Source organism: Chitinispirillales bacterium ANBcel5 (assembly GCA_029688955.1).
Taxonomy (GTDB): Bacteria; Fibrobacterota; Chitinivibrionia; order Chitinivibrionales; family Chitinispirillaceae; genus Cellulosispirillum; species Cellulosispirillum alkaliphilum.
Genome location: JARUKZ010000018.1, coordinates 29898 through 47658 on the forward strand (window position 1 = coordinate 29898; position 17761 = coordinate 47658).

Below are 17761 nucleotides of genomic sequence, written 5' to 3' on the forward strand. Positions count from 1 at the left end.
GATAAAATGAAGATAACCGTGCATGAGCTAATTTGTTTTCAGCTTTTTTTATAAGTATTGAAAGGAGTAGTACCGCATGTATCATGATGATTCCCAAAGGGGAACGTATAACTTTAACCGCAAACAAAAATTTAATGACAAAAACTACCACTATAACTCAGGCACGGGTTATGGATATGGAAACAGCAACAACAGTTATAACGGACAACAACAGAGGCGCAGACCTGATCGAAACAAACATAATGGATCAAATAACGATAGATTAATTAAACAAAACGATATAATTATTAAACTACTTAAAGAGATTAAAAACAGATTACCTGAACCTGTGAAACAGGAATTTGAGGAAACTGTAAATGCCACAGTTAATTCAACGGATGAACAGGAACAGGAAAAGAAGAAGCAGGAAAATGAACCTTCTGAAACAACACAAGAGCAAGCACAAACAGAAGTTTCAGAAGTGCAGCAAGAAGAAAAATCAGATCACTGATCAGTTTGCTTCTTTAAACATGAAGGGGCTGTTTTATGAAAAAAAAAGGCATTTTATTTAGTAATAAAATTACTTTTAAAACAGTCCTGATAATTGTACTGCTATTTTCTTACAGTCACAGTAAAACCCGCTGGAGCGCTCTGCAAATTATCCCCAGTGCAGATATGCTCCAGGGTGGTACTTTCCTTCTCGACGCAGACGTTTTCTCTCCAATAGAAGATTTTAGCGATTATGTGCCCTCCTATACCCTTCACCTGGGGTTTTCAGAAAGAGCTACTATCAGCCTGGGGTATGCTGATGGTTTGACGCTGGGCTTAAAAACAATGCTTGTCAATGAACAAAGAGTCTTACCATCGCTTACAATTGGTGCACAAAATGTGATAACTCATAAACAAAACAGCTACTTTGGATACCGAAACGACTCCCTTAGCAATGAGTTTTTTCTTGCGATTGGCAAAAGTATTGAGCCTATAAGAACGAGGGTTCATGGTGGACTGACAGTTACCCCCTTTTCAGCTGATAATCGCTACAATCCCTTTGCTGCCATTGAGAAATATTTTGGTGCCGGAGTATATATGACTGTGGAAGGAAACAGACTCGATGGGCACAACGTAATCTCTTTATTTACTTCAGTTAGGTTTTTACAGGATAAATTTGAATTCAGTGCAGGGGTAATTGACCTGATTCAGTTGATTAGAGATTTGGATTACAATACCTTTACTACGCCTGGTTTGAAAGTATCTTTAAAATTCAGAGGCTCCACAAGAATTGGTTCTATGGATGGGTTCAGGGGAGTGGAGGACAAAATTACTATGCAAAATAAAAAAATGGGAGATCTACGGAGCGAAATAGATAGCCTTAAAGAAATAATTGGGCAAAAGCATGACCAAATGCAGGACATAAACAATTTAATTGTTCAGTTAAATGAAAATATAACGGACCAGGGCGCACCCTTTGAAAAGATGGTTTCTGAAAGACTCGCAAAATTAAAGAGGCTTTACGAACAGGAGCCATTTGATCCTTCGCAGGTTAACGCTGTTACCAGAGAACTTGTATCTTACAGAGACAAAATAGTACCCATACTCATGGAAACTGCTCTGGAAAGGGGAAACGATCGTAGAATTCGCACCCTTTCAGTTTCTATTCTTGGGGAGATCGGTAACAGAAATGCATCCGATGTTTTACTGGAGATTCTCAGTCAGTCCTATGATCCTGAAATCAAAACCGTTACCCTGGTTGCGCTTGGCAAACTAAGAGAAACACGGGCTATTTATATAATCCGAAATCTTACCAATGATCCCGATGACGCCGTTGCATTTACGGCCGCCGAAGTGCTTAGGACTTTAGGTGAAGGAACCGAATTTGAATTATTTGAACCACAGGAAGAGTTGCAGCAGGATCCTGATCATCAACCAGAAATCAATTCAACAGAATTTGTAGAGGAGGAAATTTTGCAAGATGATGAACAAAACGACCAATAGAATTTTTTAGAACTATGATTCATTATAACAATATAACAATCCAACACCTCTTAAAGAGATATTTGACCCCCGCCTCATTATAATCGTTTAAATATTATTATAGCCGGTTATAACTACATCTATTGCTCAGCCTTGAAATAACTATTATTTTATAACTCTTTTTTTAACACTTACTTTTTAATTTTGTGGAAACCTACGTGATTTGCTTACGAAAAACTCCCCGAAACTACAGTCATATGACTGTTAAATACTTTTCATTTATAGAATGTAGGAGGATGTATGGACGTTAGTATACTGTATGCGTCATTGGGCGCTGGTATCATTGCTTTGCTGTTTGCCTTCTGGAAAGCTACCTGGATCACTAAACAGGATGCAGGTACTCCAAAGATGAAGGAAATTGGTGCTGCGGTACGTGAGGGTGCGATGGCGTTTCTGTCACGTGAGTACAAAGTTCTTTCTATTTTTGTTATTGCGGTGGCGATTCTTCTGGTAATCGGTAATGAGGGAAGTTTAAGGCTTGTAGCACTTTCCTTTATTGTTGGTGCGCTCTGCTCAGGACTTGCCGGTTTCTTTGGTATGCGCGTAGCAACATCTTCTAACACCCGTACCACTAATGGTGCCCGTAAGGGATTGCCACAGGCTCTCGCTGTAGCATTCTCTGGTGGTACTGTGATGGGTATGAGTGTGGTGGGTCTTGGAATCGTAGGACTTTCCCTCCTTTTAATCATTTATACCAATGTATTTGGTGATGAGATTGATACGCTTAGGACTGTTGTCTTACCTATTCTTAATGGTTTTGCAATGGGTGCTTCATCAATTGCGCTTTTTGCCCGTGTAGGTGGAGGTATTTATACAAAAGCGGCTGATGTGGGTGCTGATCTGGTGGGTAAGGTTGAAGCCGGAATTCCTGAAGATGATCCACGTAACCCGGCTACTATAGCAGATAATGTAGGTGACAATGTGGGTGATGTTGCCGGAATGGGTGCTGATCTTTTCGAATCATACGTAGGTGCTATCATTGGTGCAATGGTACTTGGTGCTTCTGCTGGTGAGGTTAATCTTGCACTCGTACCATTAATGATTGCCGGTGCCGGTATTATTATCTCGATTCTTGGAACATTCCTTGTACGCACAAAAGAGGGTGGTAATCCTCAATCTGCACTGAATGTTGGTACCTTTGGTGCTGCCGGTGTGATGCTTGTTATTACCTATCCTATCGTAATGTGGCTTGCTCCTGCACAGTACACACTTGGGGGAGTTGAATATCAGGCGGTTGGAATTTTCTATGCAACCATTGCGGGTTTAATTGCAGGAATAGCGATTGGAAAATTTACCGAATACTATACTTCAGAAAACAAAAGCCCTGTAGCAAAGATTGCTTCAGCTTCAAATACCGGTGCTGCTACGAATATTATTGCCGGTCTTGGTACTGGAATGGTTTCAACTGCTCTTCCTATTCTATTTATCGCTGCAGCGATTTTGGTCTCTTACTTCTTTGCAGGTCTTTATGGAATTGCTATAGCCGCTCTTGGTATGCTTGCAACCACAGGTATTCAGCTTGCAGTTGATGCATATGGTCCTATAGCTGATAATGCTGGTGGTCTGGCTGAAATGGCTGAACTTGAAAAAGAGGTCCGTCAGCGCACCGATAAACTTGATGCTGTTGGTAACACTACTGCTGCTATCGGTAAGGGTTTTGCAATCGGTTCTGCTGCTCTCACCGCGCTTGCACTCTTTGCTGCATACAGAGAAACTATTGTTATAGGACGTATGGCTGCGGGTGTACCGGCAGCTGATGCGGCTGTAAGTATTGATGTAACAGTGCCGATTGTTATGGCTGGACTTTTTCTCGGTGCTATGCTTCCTTTCCTCTTCTCATCCTTTGCAATGGGTGCTGTAGGACGCGCTGCTTTCGCTATGATTGAAGAGGTGCGTCGTCAGTTCAAAGAAATACCCGGCCTTCTGGAAGGAACTGGTAAGGCTGATTATGCAAGATGTGTTGACATCTCAACCAAATCTGCTATCAAAGAAATGGTTGTACCAGGCCTTTTAGCTGTTCTTACTCCTGTTGTAGTAGGTTTCATAGGTGGTGCTGAGATGCTTGGTGGTGTTCTTGCAGGTGTTACCGTTTCCGGTGTTATGATGGCCCTTTTTATGTCAAATGCCGGTGGTGCATGGGATAATGCTAAAAAACACATCGAAGGTGGAGCTCATGGTGGCAAGGGAAGTGAAGCACACAAGGCCGCAGTTATAGGTGACACTGTTGGTGATCCATTTAAGGACACTGCTGGTCCTTCACTTAACATCCTTATTAAGCTTATGAGTGTTGTATCTCTGGTTATTGCACCGGTGATTGTTCGTATCGCTGGCTAAATTACTTATTTACACATGATGAGTGTTGGGGACTTCGATTTTTCGGAGTCCCTTCTTTTTTTTTAAAAGGTAGATTTCAAGCACCACATGTCTTACTCTCCTCATACAAACACAAAGAACGTATGCTTACCTTCTTCTTCAATTAATAGTTAAAAAGACTATCAGTACCTTAACTATGGTGAAGATCTCTTTATCACTCGCTGTCTGTTGTATGACCAAATATTCAACACACAACCCGCAATCAAATATAATGTAGTGGAGCGGATCGCTTTGATCCAAGGTGAATAATTAGAAGTGCAGTTGTGCCAAAGAGTATACATAGATGGGGCGACTTGGTGAAAAGTAGATATTTAACTCCATCCCTTTTGATTAAACCATTAAACAAATTTCCAGAACAACACCAAGAAGGTTTGCAAAATATGGTCATCCGTAAAATCGGTAATCATTAAAGTGATCGAGGTTTTTTTAATCTCAGGGAGGACAAGATGGGTGAGGAAAAGGATCGTCAAAGGGTCAAAAATCTTGTTAATCTAAACAAGGCTAACAAGGAAAAGCTTTCACGTATAGCTGGTATGGGCAAAATTCATGCAATGGAACTTATCCGGTACCGAGAGAAGCATGGAGGGTTTAAAAAACTGGATGAAATAGATTCTATATCTGGATTTGATACCATTTTGGCGGAAAAAGTGAAGAAAAACCTTTATATTGGTTAAAACATACTAAAACCATCCCTGCAATGCAGACCCAAAGCGACAGGGGTGGTAAAATTGAGATTGTGGGACCAGTATTTTACCACTAAAGAGAAAAAAAAGTTCATCGTTTACTTAAATATCTAAAGCTTTGAATTTAAGTAAAATGGCTTTTAGAAACAGTTTTGTTAAATATTTAGTTACAGATCTTTTCTTGCGATTTAGAAAAAATCTAAGTAATTTATGACACCTTAGCAACGTTGTATGAAAAAACTACTCTTAGCAGATTATGTGGCGTATAAATTTGTGTAACTAATCTGTGTGCAATATTACCCCACTTTGAGCACATTAGCATGTTTTTTGCGAAGCTACCACAATAGGAGAAATATCTATTTAGTTGGTGAAACATTGTTAAGTGGCACAAAATGTGCTTTTTTCAGGAAAGACCTACAAAAAATGTGTAGTGTTTTTTTTGGGGGGGGGGGGGAGCTGAGATAAAGAGTTCAAAGCATTAGCTCGAAACTATCTCAACTAAACTAAAAGAGGATTAAAGTTAATGAATAAAGGTAAAAAGGTATTTAGTACACTAACAGTCATGGTTCTGCTGTTTTTGCTTGCCTCACCATTAATCGCTCAGGGCTGGTCAAGTTTAGCTGAACCAATTAAAGAATATGTAACCGATGAAGAGTTTGAAAAAATGGTGAATGCCTACAGAAAAATTGCCCTTGTGAGACACAAATATGACTTTGATCTCAGGTACGCTACAAATCCAGAAAATAGGTGGAATATAGAGCACAAAGCCCAAAGAGAGGCAATAAGAGCTATTGAGGAATCTGGCTTGAGTGTTGAGGAGTATAATAAAATAATGAGAAGAATTAATGCCGATAAAAGGCTTGCCAGAAGGTTTCAAAGGCTAATTGAGTATTAAACCCTATTAGGTTAAATCTCCCCATCACATTTTCTGTACAAAGTTCTTCGACCAATATCAAGAATAGCTGCCGCTCGACGTTTGTTTCCATTAACACTTTCCAGCACATGATAAATGTAGCGCTGCTCCATTTGTGCCAGTGTAAGAAACCTATTGTCATTCTTTTTAAACGCAAACTCTGAGCAGTTAATGTTTTCATTAGAGGAGGCAAAATCTCTTATTCTAGCGGGCAGGTTATCAACCTGAATGCGATTTGTAGTGGCAAACGTTACACCCCGTTCAACAGCATTTCTAAGCTCTCTTACATTACCCGGGAAAGAGTAATTGGTAATAAGGTCAAGTGCTTGTGGTGAAAAGTCGGTGACTTTTTTATCCAGTGCAAGGGAAAATTGTTGTAAAAATTTTGCCGCCAGCAGCTCTACATCATCACCTCGTTCCCTTAAGGGTGGAACCCGGAGGGTAAAAGTTTCTAATCTATAAAAAAGGTCTTCCCTAAAACGGCTCTTTTTCACCTCTTCTTCGAGATCTCCGTGAGTTGCAGCTAAAACACGTACATTGACCTGATGTTCTCTGTTTTCCCCGATACGCCTGATTTTACCATCTTGTAGAATTCTGAGCAATTTAGCCTGGAGCGCAAGTGGCATTTCGGCGATTTCATCCAGAAGCAGTGTACCGTCCTGAGCTTCTGCAAACAATCCCTGGCGACCTCTGTTTGCTCCTGTAAAAGACCCTTCTGCGTGCCCGAAAAATTCACTTTCAAGAAGGTGTTCTGGAATTCCTGCACAATTCACGGGTAAAAATACGTTTCCTTCACGTTCACTCTCTTCATGAATGGCTTTGGCCACCAGTTCTTTTCCTGAGCCGCTCTCGCCGACAATAAGCACCGGACCGCGGGCTTTAGCTACTTGCTTTATTTGATCGAATAATAACCGCATGGGTGTACTTTTCCCATACATGCCGTGAAAAATATCACTTGAAAAAAGTCCCCGCATCCTGCTCACCACTTCTTTTAATTTTTTACTTTCAATGATTCTGTTTACACAGAGTATAAAGTGTTCCAGATCAAGTGGTTTGGTCAGGAAATCATCTGCCCCTGCCCTGAGCGCTTCCACCGCTTTGGGAATGGTGCCAAAAGCGGTAATAATTAAAAAACCGGGCGCAATACCCTCAACAGTTTGCTTAACTTTGCTCAAAAATGTTAGCCCATCCATCTGAGGTAATTTCAGATCACATACAAATAGATCTGGTAAATCTTTTTGCATTGCCATCAAGGCCTCTTCAGCGGAAGACATCCATATGGCTTCAAGTCCCGAATCGATCACTTCTTCTTTCAGTAAGGTTCCAAGAGCCCTGTCATCTTCAATAATCCATACTTTGGAACCTGTTATATTTTCTTTTTTCATATGTTCCTCTTTCTTAGGCTGATGCGCAGCTCTGATCACGAACGTAAAGTTTAAAAAGGCTGCCACCCAAAACACTATTACCAATTTCTATGGTACCATCATGTTCCTGAGCAACAGTGTGGACGATAGACAGTCCAAGCCCAGTTCCTTCCCCGACTGGTTTTGTCGTGAAAAAAGGCTCAAAAATCTTGCTTTTGATCTCTTCAGGTATTCCCGGACCATCGTCTTCGACATGAAAGGTAACCCCTTCATCAGTTCTTTCCCAGGAACAGCAAATATTTCCCTCAGCAGAACACTGAATGGCATTTCGGATTAAATTGGTTAATGCCTGCTGAACCCTTATGGGGTCAATTTTCACAACCGAAGCAACGCTGTGTGAGTCTTTGTGGACAACTAAATCTGTTCTGCTCTGCTTTAAGTCTTCATTAAGAGAATCAATCACAGAAGAAATTAAATCAGATGGCCTTATTTCAGAGCACCTCAGGGGAGTTCTTCTGCTAAAATCAAGTAACTGACGTATTATGTACTCCATCCTGTTAACTTCGTCCCGAATAGAGTGAAACGCCTCTCTTTGGGGCCCACTAAGATTTAATTTTCTCAGAGCACGTTGCGCTTTTCCACTGATTACACTAAGAGGTGTACCCAATTCATGGGCTGTACCTGCAGCAAGTCTGCCTAAAGCCGCAAGTTTTTGGGCATGACGCAGTTTTTCTTCAAGTAAACTTTGCTTTTTTCTATGCTTTTCAAGATCCTTTTCTGCGGACTCGATACTATCAAGCATAGTGTTGAATGTTTCTCCAAGTTGGACAATTTCCTTTGGACCACTGTCTGTATACCTGCTTTTTCTATTACCTTCTGTGATGCTATACATTACTGAGCTTAGTTTTTTGATGTGTTTTCCAATTGCTATATGGTGACCATAAAGCACAACTACGGATAAGATTATAAGTAAAAAACCCAAACTGATAAGCCCCTGTAAGCGGATGGATCCAAGGTGATCTCTAAAATCACTCTGTTTTCGGGTTAGCTGAAGCATCCCGGTTACTCTTCCCCCCATATCAGTAAGAGGTACAAAATAGGAGTACACTTCCCGACCAGCAATATGACCGAACTCTCCATAACGCTCACCCTCTCCTGCTACCCGGTTCATCTGTTCGCTTTTGGCGCGGGGGTGGGGAGGACCAAGGCGCATAATCTCTTCTCCACTTTCATCATACACATAAGCACTATACACCCTCCCTATGGAAAAAACTGATTCAAGGGTCTGCTCCATACTACCCACCCTATCTCTTTCCAGTGCATGGCTAAGAGGAAGCTGTACTGCACGAGCTACAAGTTCAAGATCTTTTTGCATCTGTTCGATTACATGTTTTTGAACGGAAGCTAAAGCCAGATAGCTAAAAAGACCAACAGCTGCTATCAGAGGAAGGACTATATAGATAATCATTATTACTTTAAAGCTTAGTTTTTTGGAAAAAAATGGTCTTCTCATTGCACACCTCCTGTGACACAAAAAATAGCACATGTGTCATTTAGATACAAATTGTTGGTGGGTGTAGTGCATAAATAATGCATTATGGTGGAATTTAGGGTTATGGCACGGTGTCTGCATATAATGGCGTGACAGAGAAGATGTATCGTGATAAAGTAATTGTAGTTTAGGAAGCGCTGGAAGGGGGGAATAAGAAGTAAGCGCAAATTTTAAGAACAGTTTTGAGAAAATTCATTGATATTTTTTTTTTAATGGGAGGACTATATGTTATCAGCAAAAAAAATAACTAGTGTGATTTCTGCACTAACTCTGACTTTCTTCTTTGTAGCACCATCAATTGCTCAGGAAGCTCCACCACCAAGTGCTGCTGAGCCAGTAGCAGAAGTTGAAGTAAGTGAGCAGGATCTTGAGAAAACAGCAGATGCTTATCGAAAAATAGCGGCCGTACAGCAGCAGTTACAGGCTGAACTCCAAACCGCTGAGGACCAGGAAAGCAGATTACAATTACAGCAGAGTGCCAACAAGAATATGATGGAAGCTGTAGAGAGTTCTGGTTTGAGTGTTGAGCAATATAATACGGTTATGCAACAGGTTAATGCTGATAAGGAACTTGCTCAAAAATTTCAGCAATTGATGATGGAGTAAATCCGCTAACACAGGAAAATTCTTTTTTGGTGAAAGCCACCTAAATCCAGAAAACTACAGCCTGGCTTTCAGTACACAGAAAAGAGTAGGGGAGGTGGGAGCAGATTCTGATTGCCTCCTGGATTCTGTTTCCACAAACCTCTCCATTTAAGCAACTACAGTTGACTCTTATAACACCACCATATTGTCTCTGTGTATTACTTCAGGAAATTGTACGCTACCCAGCTTTCTTTTTATTTCGCTTGTTTTACAACCCTTTATAGAATCTATCTGAGTTGATGGAAAATTCACCATTCCTCTTGCAATCACTTGTTTATCTAAACAGGTGATATCTACCATATCGCCGATTCTAAAATTACCGGAGAAATCAAGGATTCCCGCTGCAAGAAGGCTTTTTCCTTTCTCTTTGATGGCTTTGCAGGCACCATCATCGACTGTAACTTTTCCATGAGACTGCCCGGTAAAAGCCAGCCATCGGTGCTTGGAGGTCATCTTTTTTTCTGATGGCAGGAAAAGAGTCGAGCAGTTGTTCTCTTTTAACACTGATAAAAGCGAACTTGAAAATCCATCTCCAATAAGTGATGGAATTCCGGCGCGGGTGAGCATTTCAGCGGCTTTTAGTTTAGTTGTCATTCCACCTACACTGATATTGCTTATATTCTCAGATGCCATTTTGTGCACTGATGAACAAAGGTGAGAGATTACAGGAATATGCCGGGCATCTTTATGTTTCTGTGGGTTTTTATCGTACAGGCCACCTACATCGGTTAGGTTAACAAAAACATCGGCATGGGATAACAGAGAAATTTGTGCAGCGAGTACATCATTGTTTCCAAACTGAATCTCTTCTGTTCCCACTGAATCATTTTCATTAACAATTGGTATGATACGACAATCCAGGAGCTGAAATAGTGTATTACGGAGATTGAGATATCTCTTTTTACTCCTTAAATCATCCCAGGTGAGAAGAACCTGTCCTATGTTTACATCATGAGTCGAAAAAAAGGATTGATAGATATCCATTAATTTGATTTGACCCACACTTGCACAGGCCTGTTGAAGGGGTATTGTTTCTGGTCTTTTTTTTACCTTTAGTACATCCATTCCATGAGCAATTGCTCCCGAAGAGACGAGTATTACACGTAGCCCTTTTTTATGTAAAAAAGAAAGATCTTCAGCAAGTTGTTTAACCCTTTGTTCTTTGCCCTGAGCGGTAAGAATTCTGCTGCCGGTTTTGACTACAATTGTTTTTATATTATATAATTCAGTTCTAAATAGAGTGGAAGTCATAGTTTTTTGTCATGTTAGAAGTGAAAAGTAGTAGATTACCTGCCTCTCTTGAGGTATTTTCTTTCCATCTGAAGGATTACTTCTCTAAGGCTTTGAATCGTATTTTCAAGAGAATCTCTTTCTGCATAGCAGTTTTTCATAACTTGAGCAAGAGATTCAAGATTTTGTTTTCTTTCTTTTCTCTCCTTTTCTTCATTGATTTCCATTATAGTTAATTTTTGGAGTGTATTTTCAAGTGTTCTTTGCGAATCTATATAGTGTTTGAGTAAACGAACCCAGGCACTGGCCTGTTTGGCACGTGAGTCGTAGGGGTATAGGTTAAAAAAGGTAGTAAATTCTACCAAGGCACAGTGATAATCGGGGGTTGGATTAAGAGGAGAAATATACAGGGTGGCTAAAGTAAACTGTGCATCCATACCCTGAGATGAATAGGGTATGGAGTCTGCAATTTTACCTAATCTCGTGATAGCAGAATCAAAATCTATATCGTTTGAGAGTAAAAGGTTTTGAGTATCCCTAACTAAATCTTCCTGAGGGGGAATAGTTGTTAAACAGCCTGCAAGTGATAGAATCAAGACAAAAATCAGAAAACAGGCTGAAACAGGAGCTGAGCGATATATAATAACCTCCAGATTACACAGATCCATCCAGATTGATCATCTGTTCTCCGTTTGAAGTATAGTCTTTTGTGACCGGATTTTTAATTTCTCGTAATTTTTTAGTCACTTTAGAAATTCTCTCTGCTTCAAAAATTATGGCACGCACCCGATCTTTCATAATTTCGGGATAATCTTCCATTGAAAGTTCAAGAAATTGAGCATTACCTGAAATTATCATCAAAGGATTATTAATTTCATGATTTATAGAAGCTACAATTTCACCTATAGCAGCCATTCGTTTTGAGCGTACCAACTCATCCTGAGCATTCCTTAGCTCAACGGCCATATTAAAGAACGCTGTTGCAAGATCACCGATTTCATCTTTTGGGTATCCAAAAGGGTTGATATTAAAATCCCCTTTTGCTACCGAGTTAGCTGACTCTTTTAGCCTACGCAATGAATTGGTAATGGCTCTCGAGAAAAGGAACCCAAATAATATAGAAAAGAGCGTCATCCCAGTAAAGATTAAAATCGTGACTCGGCTCACATTTTTGATTCTGTTCTCCATTTTACCTATATAAAAAACATTAAGCTTATCGATTGAAATTAAAGCAGAATCCAGCTCCGTGTTGAGTTTTTTTCCGATATCCTTCATTAAAGCGGGATATGAGAGCCTTTGGCTCGTGTAGTCCTGGGCTGAGTTGCGAACACTGACTAATGAATCAAAGAGTACATTATAGAAATCGTTATACTCTGCCAAATTTTTGATATGCTTTGAGTATGAGTGGTTTGCTGAGGTCGAATAGTTATTCATCAAAAGAGAATCATAAAAACGCAAAGAATCCACACATACCTCAAGAGTAGCCAGCTTAAATTGAATTTCGTGATTAACATCCCTGAAATTATCGATCGATTCATGTATACCGACATTTTCAAAGCTATAAGCAATAAGGTCCTGATTGTTGTGAAGACCTCTGAGGTGCAGAAGAGTGTTTTTTATCTCATTTTGGTATTTTAATATGTTTGATATGCTTGTTAGATCCTGGGTTTTATCTACAATTATAAAAAGAAACAGGTTTAGAAAGATTATTACCAGAAATCCGCCAAACAACTTAAATGCTATAAATCTTCTCATACTCTATGAACCTGAAAATAATTTGAATAAAATAATGTAGTAGTATATTATTATTAGACCGAAAACGCAATGACCTAAACAAGGTTTTATTAAAACATTTTGTACTGTGCTAAAAATCGTGCCCAAGAGAGAAATAAAACTGGTGTTCTCTGTTTAAGTTGAAATGTTCTGAAGCTACAATCAAATTGCCGTATGAAATGCTTATTGGACCAAAAATGGTTTTATATACCACCCCTACTCCTGAGCCCAGAAGACTTTGGTACAAAAATTCTGATGGTAGTTTCCTTGTAACAAAATCAGCATCTCTTTTCCATACTCTACCCCAGTCCAGATCAAAAGTGAGTAACAAATTAGTGTTAATTCTAAAGGAATAATCAAGATGAAGTGATGCTAATATATCTCCGGTTAGTGATCTTGTACTGAGGCCTTTAAAGGGGATGTTATTATACATATCTATATCTTTATATCCATGCTCTTGAAATGAGCCGCCAAGATAAACTCTTTCAACTTCAGGAAGAGTAGAATTAGACCATGCCCAGGTGAAACGTGAATGAATGGTATGGCTGTTTCCAAGGGTGAAATAAAGCCCTGAACTACCATCAATTTTTAGAAAATCTTCACTTCCTGGTAGTGGTTTTAAAGCACTGGTTAATGCTATAGTATGGTTCCAACCGTTTCTGGGGAAGGGTTTTTCATCTATGGTATCGTAAATAAAACGCAAGAGAAAATAGGGGACGCTTCTATTGAATCTAAATCCAACACCATCATCAAGTAAACTCCTGTTTCTATTTCTTAAGTCAAACAGCTCATATTTTATGCCACTAGTAAAAGAAAGTGACTTAAGAATTTGGGCACCACCAGAAGCCATAAAACCTGTTTTTCTTAGGAATAGTGTTTCTTTGCTAATTGAGTCACGATCATATACTCTCTCTTTAGAGATGTAGCCTTTTAGAAGAATGTTATTAGCAAAGTCACTGGTAAAAAGATAGTTCCCCTGAAGATCAACAGCGTATTTTTCACGTCTCAGGCCGTATTGTAGATACAAAGAAGAGGTAATTCCTGTTCCCCAAATATTTTCATAGGCCGGATGAATGTATCCTTCAAGCCTGTGAAACTCATCATACCTGAGACCGCTGCGTAGACGTAAGTATTTTTTTTCTTGCAAAACCACACTTAAACGTGCTTGGTCATCAATATCTATATTCACAGTTTCAAATAAATCTGTTGAATAAAGACTTTCTGTAGAGCTTCCAATCAGCTCTTCGGAAAGTGTCATACCTGTATCGAGACCACTGGCGGTAGTAAGAAATTGTGGGTTGGTACGTTTAGCACCCTGAAAAACAACTTCGGTAATTCTAGTCGGTTTAACGGTTATTGTACGTATTGAGCTGTTCTCACAAAAAAGATCCGACTTTATTGTTTTGAATTCAGATAATTCTCTGGGCAGTTTTGAGGAAAGTGAGGAGAGAATATTGTGACATGAATCTAAGGTATCCATATATGTCTCTGCTATTTTTTCTCCGTTTATATCCAAAACCCTAACCCTTACAGTATAACTTTTATTCTTTCGCTGGTTATCATTGTATAATTTTTGCAATTTTTGGACGATCTGTGGAAGTTGTTCCTTTGTTGCGGCATACCCAATTTCAATCAGAGTATCTAGATTGTTGAAATTTAGATTTGTGAAGCCATCAAGTTCAGGGCGTATTACAATATCTGCCATATCTATTTCAAGACGTTTATTTTTTTCGATACCGATGGCAACAATCTGATCAACAATTCTGATGGGATTATCAAGATCCTCCCTACCCCAAAGAGATGAAGTTACATCTATTGCAACTACAAACTGAGCCCCTTCATCTCTGGCTGTTTCTACTGGAATATTAGAGCTTATCCCACCATCAATAAGAAGCTTTTCACCTTTTTGCACCGGAGAGAACGCAAGCGGGACCGCACAGGAGGCTCTGACTGCACTTATGAGATTTCCCTCACTGAAAACATATTTATTACCAGTGAGAATATCGGTGGATACAATTCTTAAAGAAACAGGAAGTTTACTGAAATCATTTGATGCCATGAACTGGGGAGAGAGGAGCTTTGGAGAGAGATGATTGTAAAAGGCCTGACCGTGAGAAATTGAATTTGGAAGTATCGGACGAAAATTATTATCAAAGCGGATTTCAAAGAGGTAATTAACATGAGATGTTTTTTGGTTAACAAAAAGATTTTGTCGTTTACTTCTGTTTTTAAGGAAAGCTTCCCAGTTAATATTTTTTATCAGTGATTTAATTTCAGATAACTCATAACCACTTGCATAAAGTGACCCGATCACCGAACCCATACTTGATGCAACAATTAGATCTGGTTTAACCCCCGCTTCCTGAAGCGCTTTTAATACTCCTATCTGAGCTACACCGCGGGCGCCCCCGCCACTTAAAACCAGGGCAAAGCGATATTTTGCATTTGGCGAAAAGAGGTAAGCTGAAAACAGGAGTAAAAGAAGACATCCTGTAACAATTCTTTGAGGTTTTTTCATTTTTGTGTTCAGTTTGTTTTGCGAATATGTAAGTTTTACTATCCTACACTAAAATAAGCCGTTTAAAAAAAATGAGCTTTTCAAGGACCGTTTCATAAAAGTATCTTAAAAATATATAAAAAAGAGCCCTTGATGGTTAGGGAGATATGGTAATATACACGTTTTCTTTTTATAAAATAGTTATTACCGCTCCCAAACTGCATAGCAGTAAAATAAAATTATGCTGTGCTTCCATCTTTTTTCTGTTAGGAACGTTCTCTATACCTTATGCCCAGCATTCATTTTACATTCCTATCAATGAAACTGAGGGTGACGAGTTACTTGAACGGGGAGCCATTGACTCTCTCTCCTGGGCACAAATGCGTCCCCTCTATTCACTGCCACTTTCTGTTCCCCTGGGAGAGCTAAAAAGGTTAACTGATATATTTCCCCAACTAAAAGAGGAAATTCCTTCTGAACAGGACTTGATAGATTACCACCCATGGACAAACAGAGAGATACAAATGTTTTTCTCTGACTATCCCACTCTTGATATTTTTAGGCCACTAATCTCATTTAGAGATTTTAATGAAGAATTTAAAGGTAATTTGGCTTTAAATTTTACCAAGCCCTTTAAAGACGGTATTGCAACCCAAACGCTAAGATTTAACTACAGTGCAGTTGAATGGATAAAGAGCAAAGGCAGGGTTACCATTGAGGAAACAAATGCAAAATGGTTAAACAGAAGTATTAACTTTAGTTTTCCATGGTTAGAAGTACAGGTCGGCAATTTCAGACCAAATTTTCCACAAAAACTGTTCTATGGTTTCTTTCCAACAATTAGGCTGAATGATAGCACCTACACACATACCTGGCTAGTACCGAAATCCAGTAGGTGGAATGGTTTTCTTTTCTCTTCCAGCGCAAACAATCCATTCAGGGCGGTGTCGTTTTATCATAAAAGGGACTTGGAGAGTGCCACCGGTACAGCTTTATCCTATTCAAGTGGTACTCTGTGGAATGTAACTGCTGGTGTATCAAGAATGGAAGGGGTGTTTTCAGATATAAAAGAAAAGGATACCTATTTCCATTTATACTCCACTTTTAACATTAAACAGTGGAGATTTGAACTTGAGAGCGGTAGTGATAAACATGGCCATACACCTTTATTTATCAAAGCTACCAATCGTTTAGCTAAGCAGAGAATAGATATGGAGTATTACTATTTTCCACAAGGCGCTAGTTTTCCCCTGAGCAGAATGAAACGTGTGGCACTATTTCGAACATCGAATACTTCCAACCCTCAAAAGGGTGCCACAGGTGTAACTGTGAGAATTAATAACAAATTAGGAAACAGAATAAGATTCGTGCCCCAGCTTTCACTAACCCGAAGTGGACAGCTTCAAAGACACCTGAACTCTTCAATTCTTTTGAGTATGTTACGACCCGTGAATATTAGATTCAGATACACCCACATCAGTGCTTCAGGTCAAAGTAGTACCTTTTCTCACCGTCTTTTCCTTTCCTTGCAAAAAAGTTTTAAGAGAAGAGCCGATTTAAGAACTACAATACGGGCAAATTTTTCTGATACTGGAGAATACAGTTACTCTCTTTTAACACAATCGACTCACAATTTAGATGATGTTTTCGAGATTTCGCCTCTTTTCAGGGCTACTGTTTCCAAATCGGGAAACAATCGTTTTTTTGCAGGTCTTAAACAGCGACTTAATTTGGGAAATAAAACATGGACATCGTTTAGTATAGAAAAAGAACTAAATGAAAGAGGGTGGGGAAATGTGTTTATCAGGGGCTCTTCGGGGTTTTTGTTTTAGTGTAATAAGTCTTTGGTTTCTTTGGGGCTGTAACAGCTCAACGGGTGTGGCAGAAGGTGATGATTTTACCTTTTCAATAATTGATGTTGGACAGGGACTTTCACAAATTGCATTTCAGCAAAACAGATCTGTCGTTTTTGATATGGGACCTGCAAGAAACTATGATAATTGGCTTGAGGAATACAAAAGGATAGGCAAGCCACATATTGAGGCGATTGTTATTTCACACACGCACGAAGACCACTGGGGTGGGCTTAGGCATTTGGACTCCAGCATTAACTGGAGTGGTACACTCATTATTTCACCTCATGAGGATAGTTCTTTTTTAAGGGAGAAAAGCACCTATTGGCGTGATGAGATACAATTTGAACTGTGTGTATGGGATGATACGCTCTACTTTTTTGATGAAGTTATAATACGGTGTTTATGGCCCCCTGAGAACATAAACGAAATGGTACCAATCGTAGACAGATTTAAAAATTTCTACAGTCTTGTTTTCTCACTTGAGCATCACAGAAACTCTGTTTTAATTACCTCTGACATCGACACCCTTTCTCAGCAGAACATTTATGAAAAATACGGCTATCAGCTACGTTCTGATATAGTGGTTGCGCCGCATCATGGAAGCGCAGGGTCAGCTGACCATATTTTTTTTGGTTATGTGCTTCCCTCTGTAACGGTAATCTCATGTAGTGAAAACAACACTTATGGTCATCCATCAAGAAGGATGTTGCAGGAGATTATGAATACCGGTTCAGAAACACTTTTGACCTATATTGATGGAACTGTGGTTTTTAGGAGCAACGGTTATTACTGGAGCAGATTAAGGTAAATTCACAAGTGGCATGTGATTCGCTTTCAAGAATTAAAGAAGAGAGGCTTTGGGAGA

Annotated in this window: 14 protein-coding genes; 8 read left to right on the forward strand and 6 right to left on the reverse strand. The window is 39.4% G+C overall.

Going from position 1 to position 17761, the window contains the following annotated elements:
* The first annotated feature begins 76 nt into the window (after positions 1 to 76).
* The 5 genes from QA601_10955 to QA601_10975 all read left to right on the forward strand — a co-directional run bounded on the left by QA601_10955 (position 77) and on the right by QA601_10975 (position 5961).
* On the forward strand, positions 77 to 490 hold the full coding sequence (locus QA601_10955) for a hypothetical protein (protein ID MDG5815602.1): 414 nt from the start codon (positions 77 to 79) through the stop codon (positions 488 to 490).
* A 35-nt stretch (positions 491 to 525) separates the two neighbouring features.
* On the forward strand, positions 526 to 1971 hold the full coding sequence (locus QA601_10960) for a hypothetical protein (GenBank protein MDG5815603.1): 1446 nt from the start codon (positions 526 to 528) through the stop codon (positions 1969 to 1971).
* 279 nt (positions 1972 to 2250) lie between these two features.
* The gene (locus QA601_10965) at positions 2251 to 4344 is read left to right on the forward strand and encodes a sodium-translocating pyrophosphatase (GenBank protein MDG5815604.1); all 2094 of its coding nucleotides are present in this window, start codon (positions 2251 to 2253) and stop codon (positions 4342 to 4344) included.
* A gap of 485 nt (positions 4345 to 4829) precedes the next feature.
* Positions 4830 to 5057 carry a helix-hairpin-helix domain-containing protein gene (locus QA601_10970; GenBank protein ID MDG5815605.1) on the forward strand — a complete coding sequence of 76 codons (228 nt, stop codon included), beginning with the start codon at positions 4830 to 4832 and terminating at the stop codon, positions 5055 to 5057.
* A gap of 532 nt (positions 5058 to 5589) precedes the next feature.
* On the forward strand, positions 5590 to 5961 hold the full coding sequence (locus QA601_10975) for a DUF4168 domain-containing protein (GenBank protein ID MDG5815606.1): 372 nt from the start codon (positions 5590 to 5592) through the stop codon (positions 5959 to 5961).
* 11 nt (positions 5962 to 5972) lie between these two features.
* Here QA601_10975 and QA601_10980 read toward each other — a convergent pair whose 3' ends face one another.
* Positions 5973 to 7364, reverse strand: coding sequence for a sigma-54 dependent transcriptional regulator (locus tag QA601_10980; GenBank protein ID MDG5815607.1), 1392 nt, complete (start codon positions 7362 to 7364; stop codon positions 5973 to 5975).
* Between the two features lie 13 nt (positions 7365 to 7377).
* Positions 7378 to 8856, reverse strand: a complete 1479-nt coding sequence (locus QA601_10985) for an ATP-binding protein (protein MDG5815608.1) — start codon at positions 8854 to 8856, stop codon at positions 7378 to 7380.
* A 264-nt stretch (positions 8857 to 9120) separates the two neighbouring features.
* Here QA601_10985 and QA601_10990 point away from each other — a divergent pair, with 264 nt between their 5' ends.
* Positions 9121 to 9501, forward strand: coding sequence for a DUF4168 domain-containing protein (locus QA601_10990; GenBank protein MDG5815609.1), 381 nt, complete (start codon positions 9121 to 9123; stop codon positions 9499 to 9501).
* 168 nt (positions 9502 to 9669) lie between these two features.
* Here the strand turns inward: QA601_10990 and proB are convergent, their stop codons facing one another.
* The 4 genes from proB to QA601_11010 all read right to left on the reverse strand — a co-directional run bounded on the left by proB (position 9670) and on the right by QA601_11010 (position 15061).
* A complete protein-coding gene (gene proB / locus QA601_10995; GenBank protein ID MDG5815610.1) occupies positions 9670 to 10791 on the reverse strand; it encodes a glutamate 5-kinase in 1122 nt (373 codons plus the stop codon).
* Positions 10792 to 10826: 35 nt separating this feature from the next.
* Entirely contained in the window at positions 10827 to 11438 is a 612-nt protein-coding gene (locus QA601_11000) for a hypothetical protein (GenBank protein ID MDG5815611.1), read from the reverse strand.
* The gene (locus tag QA601_11005) at positions 11425 to 12525 is read right to left on the reverse strand and encodes a HAMP domain-containing protein (protein MDG5815612.1); all 1101 of its coding nucleotides are present in this window, start codon (positions 12523 to 12525) and stop codon (positions 11425 to 11427) included. Before QA601_11005 ends, QA601_11000 begins: the two co-directional genes overlap by 14 nt.
* A 109-nt stretch (positions 12526 to 12634) precedes the next feature.
* Positions 12635 to 15061: a patatin-like phospholipase family protein gene (locus tag QA601_11010; protein MDG5815613.1), complete on the reverse strand. Its 2427-nt coding sequence runs from the start codon at positions 15059 to 15061 to the stop codon at positions 12635 to 12637.
* A gap of 146 nt (positions 15062 to 15207) precedes the next feature.
* Between QA601_11010 and QA601_11015 the strand changes: the two genes are divergently transcribed.
* Entirely contained in the window at positions 15208 to 16872 is a 1665-nt protein-coding gene (locus QA601_11015; protein ID MDG5815614.1) for a hypothetical protein, read from the forward strand.
* Positions 16835 to 17704 carry an MBL fold metallo-hydrolase gene (locus tag QA601_11020; GenBank protein ID MDG5815615.1) on the forward strand — a complete coding sequence of 290 codons (870 nt, stop codon included), beginning with the start codon at positions 16835 to 16837 and terminating at the stop codon, positions 17702 to 17704. Before QA601_11015 ends, QA601_11020 begins: the two co-directional genes overlap by 38 nt.
* Positions 17705 to 17761 lie beyond the last annotated feature (57 nt).